This is a genomic window from Acidiphilium sp. PM (genome assembly GCF_000219295.1).
Lineage (GTDB): Bacteria > Pseudomonadota > Alphaproteobacteria > Acetobacterales > Acetobacteraceae > Acidiphilium > Acidiphilium multivorum.
In genome coordinates, this window is record NZ_AFPR01000608.1 from 1 (window position 1) to 3,551 (window position 3,551).

General features: G+C 62.6%; 3 protein-coding genes. All 3 read right to left on the bottom strand.

Features of this window, described 5'->3' with window-relative positions; translation table 11 throughout:
- Positions 1 to 74: 74 nt before the first annotated feature.
- Positions 75 to 833, bottom strand: coding sequence for a type IV secretion system protein (locus APM_RS19385; RefSeq protein ID WP_007425094.1), 759 nt, complete (start codon positions 831 to 833; stop codon positions 75 to 77).
- Between the two features lie 9 nt (positions 834 to 842).
- A complete protein-coding gene (locus APM_RS19390) occupies positions 843 to 3,236 on the bottom strand; it encodes a VirB4 family type IV secretion/conjugal transfer ATPase (protein ID WP_039889358.1) in 2,394 nt (797 codons plus the stop codon).
- A partial coding sequence (locus APM_RS19395; RefSeq protein ID WP_007425096.1) for a type IV secretion system protein VirB3 occupies positions 3,226 to 3,551 on the bottom strand: 326 nt, incomplete at its 5' end. The genes APM_RS19395 and APM_RS19390, both read right to left, overlap by 11 nt.

Here is a 3,551-nt window from a genome sequence, read left to right on the forward strand (position 1 = left end):
TGCAATGACGTACACGTAGTAAGCCCCGCCACCTGCGATCACGCCGGCACCAATCAGGGCGTAGATGATGAGTTTCATTGTCCCTGACATGCCGAAGGCTCCCCGCCGAGAGTTTGGGCATCGCCGCACAGCGTTGAGAGCGTTTGTTCGCCGCCCTGTGCGTTTTCTTGTGCGGCTGCTTCCTGGCCTGCGCGGTTCTCCTCGAACGCCAATAGTTGCAGGTTTTGCGCCTGGGCCTGTTGGGCCTGGACATAGTTCTGTTCGGCGGAGAGGCGGGCCTGGATTGAGGCGACTTGCTGGATCGTCGTGGCACTGTTCAGCTGGCTCTGAATCTGCGGCAGCTCTTGCTCGCGGGCTTCCAGCGATTGCAGGTTTTGCGTGGCGATCGCCTCGAAATTCGCCGTTTCGTTGGCGCCCTGTTGGATCTGCTTTGAACCGAAATCCGAGCCGACCGGGATATAGACCTTGTTCATGTTGTAATATTGTTGCGCGAGCGAGCCGACATTGCCGCTCAGCGAGGAGGGCGGACTGATCCCGTCAAGCATGTTTGGCAAGATGCTGGTGTTGGGCACCGTGTCCTGCATGGCCGATTGATCGAGCTGTTGCGCCCATTGGTTCGGATTCACGTTCTGCGAGAGCGCGTTATATGTCGATTTCAGCTCATTATATTGGCTGACGAGTTCAGAATATTGCTGCTTGGCTTCATTTAGCTGGTTGACGATTTGTGCCAATGAGGCGCTATCGATCACCGGGACTTGCGCCAAGGCGGGTGAAGCAAAGCCGAGGATGGCGATCGCGCTGGCGATTCCGAGCCGGCGAGAGGGCTTGAGCATTTGGTCCTCCTATTCAACTTCCTCGTGGAACCGCGCCATGAACGCCGGCAGCCAGGCCGCTGGATCGTCGCCGTGGGTGGCGCGTAGCTGTTCGACAAACCCAACCGAGGATTTGCGGCTCGACAGGATCGCGACGAACTCAGGCAGAGCGGACAGGTCGAAATCGATGATCGCGGAGCCGCCATGCCGCTTGATGAGCAGTTGCCGGGAGTTGGGCAGCATGTCCTCGGCAATGGCGCGGAACTCGCCGGCGGTGAAGTTGAGCCGTTTGCGGTAGAGATGTTCTTCCGCGCCAGGCGTTGGGCAGAACACCAGGGTTTGGCACTGCCGCAAGATGCTATCGCCCTGCGGTGAATCGAGCACCGGCGCGGGCTCCTGCGTCGCCAGAAGCACCACGGCGTTGCTCTTGCGGACGGTGAGCATGAAATCCGCCCAGATTTTGGCGAACAGCGGATTGAGCAGATAGAAATTGAACTCGTCGCAGGACAGCACAAAGCGACGGCCATCGAGCGCCTGGCTGATGCGATATAGCAGGTAATTCGCGGCCGGAGCGCAGACGGTCCCATTGTCGAGGATGGCCGTCAGATCAAAGCCGACCGTGGTTGCATCAAGCGACACGTCATCACGTTCGCCATCAAAGGCCCATCCGAGCGACCCGCCCTTGCACCAGCGTTCGAGGCGCGCGCCTGCCCCCATCGGATTGCGCCAGTCAAGGAACTGACGCAGCCCGGCCAGCGAGCGCATGTCCGGGGCCAGGCGCAGCAGGGCCTGAACGCCGCGGGTCAGGCGGGCGTCATCCTCGGGCGGGAGCGGGCCGTGCCCGTCTTGCTGGATCAAGGCGGTGAGCCACTGAACGAGGAAGGCGACCGATTCCGGGGTGCTGTCGAGCGCCTTGAGGGGCGCCAGGCCGCTATCCCGCCCTGCCCTCACCACCAGATAACGGCCGCCGACCGCACGGCACAGCAACTCGCCGCCCCGGTCCTTGTCGAAGAACACCACCGCGCCGTTGCGCGCCGCGAAATATTGCGGGAACAGCGCCAGCAGGAACAGCATGAACGTGGTTTTGCCCTGGCCGATCTTACCGAAGATCGCCGTCATGCCGACATCCTCGACATGGGGCACGTAATCATAGGCCGTGCCCGCCGTGGTGCGGAAGCGCGCCATGGCCGGCCCCCACTTGCCGGCACGTTGGCCGCGCGGAAACGCCTCGAAGCCGGAGAAGGCCGCGAAATTCCGTGTGGTGATGGTCCCCGGCCGGGTACGCCATTTTCTGTTGCCCGGCAGTTGCGCGAAATAGGCCGCTTCCAGCCCGGCACTCTCTTGCGCGACGACGCCGCCACTATTGGCGATCACCGTGCGGGTTAAGCCGGACAACCGATCCAGCTCCTCGATCGTGTCCGCATAGACTGTCAGCGAGAAATGGTGCTCGCCCATGGCGATCTTGCCTGACGCGAGATGGTCCTGGGCGTCCGCAAGGTCGCTGATCTGCGACTTGGCTTTGTCGTTCGCGGCCGTCATCTGGGCGGCTTTCAGGCCAAGCCGTTTTTCAGAGGTATGCCGTGCGTGAAAGTCGAAAGTATGGACCATCACCACCGGGCACGGCAGGGAAAAGACCCCATCATACATGCCGGCATAGGTCTCAGACGGATATTCGCGATAACCAAAGATCGCGCCGAACCGAGACGCCCCCGGCCCGCGCAGCTCAAAGGCACGGCGGCCGAAGATCGCGCGATCGGTATAGAGGGCGGTACCGAGCGGGCCGCTGACCAAGGGCACCGGAGCCGCCGCGCCCGTCAGGATCAGGCGCAGCGCCTCGGCGATTTCGCTGAAATAGAACTGGCCATTGGCAGCTGGCCGCAGGCCCAGCCGGCGAACATCATAGGGGGCCAGAGTTTGGCTGATTGTTTGCCAAACCTCCTCTAGCTGGCGGATGCCCTCGGCGGTGGCGTGCGGTTTCTGGCGTTCCCGTTTGCCACCGAATAGGGAGGCCGTGGCGCCGCCCGTCTTGCCGCCCAGCGGATTGCGGGGGGAGACAATCACCGTCAGATACCAGGTGTTTTGATAGAGGCGCCCGGCGAGGACGCGCTCGCGATAGGCGCGATCGAGTGAAGCCGCGAACTCATTGGGCATAACCGCGTGTGCGAGTTGCCCCGCCCCAGGCCCGCGGACGAAAGCCGAGTGCAGCGTCACATTGTCATCTGCGACGTTCTTGCAGAGCGCATTGACCGTGACCAGGCTCGCGGCGCGATCTGCATCGGCCGCCAGCTCATAGGGAGCGCCGGGAATTTCGGCCATGGCAAGAACGCTGCCGTCATCCATGAGCAGGATGTCCGGCCGAATATGTCCGAGATACGGCAAATAGCGTTCAGCGCTGCGTTCCGCCCTGATTCGATTACCCGGCATTGCGCATCCCCCTGCCCTGCTGGACCTTCATCGGGAACGGCGCGGGGGACGCCCCGCCCCAAGCCTGATTTTCACCGGCGCCGGTGGCCTTGGTGCGGAACCACAGCCAGGCCACACGGGGTGCGTTGTAGTCGTAGCGAACAAGCCAGCGCGCTCCGAACCAGAGCGGCAGCACCAGCGTCAGATAAAAAGGGTTGTGTCCAAAGATGACGATCATCGCGCCGATCATGATGATCGCCACAGCCATCTCGATCGGCAGCCCGAGAAACAGCGCGGGCCTTGTCGCGGCGACAAATAGCGGATCGCGCTGCCGCC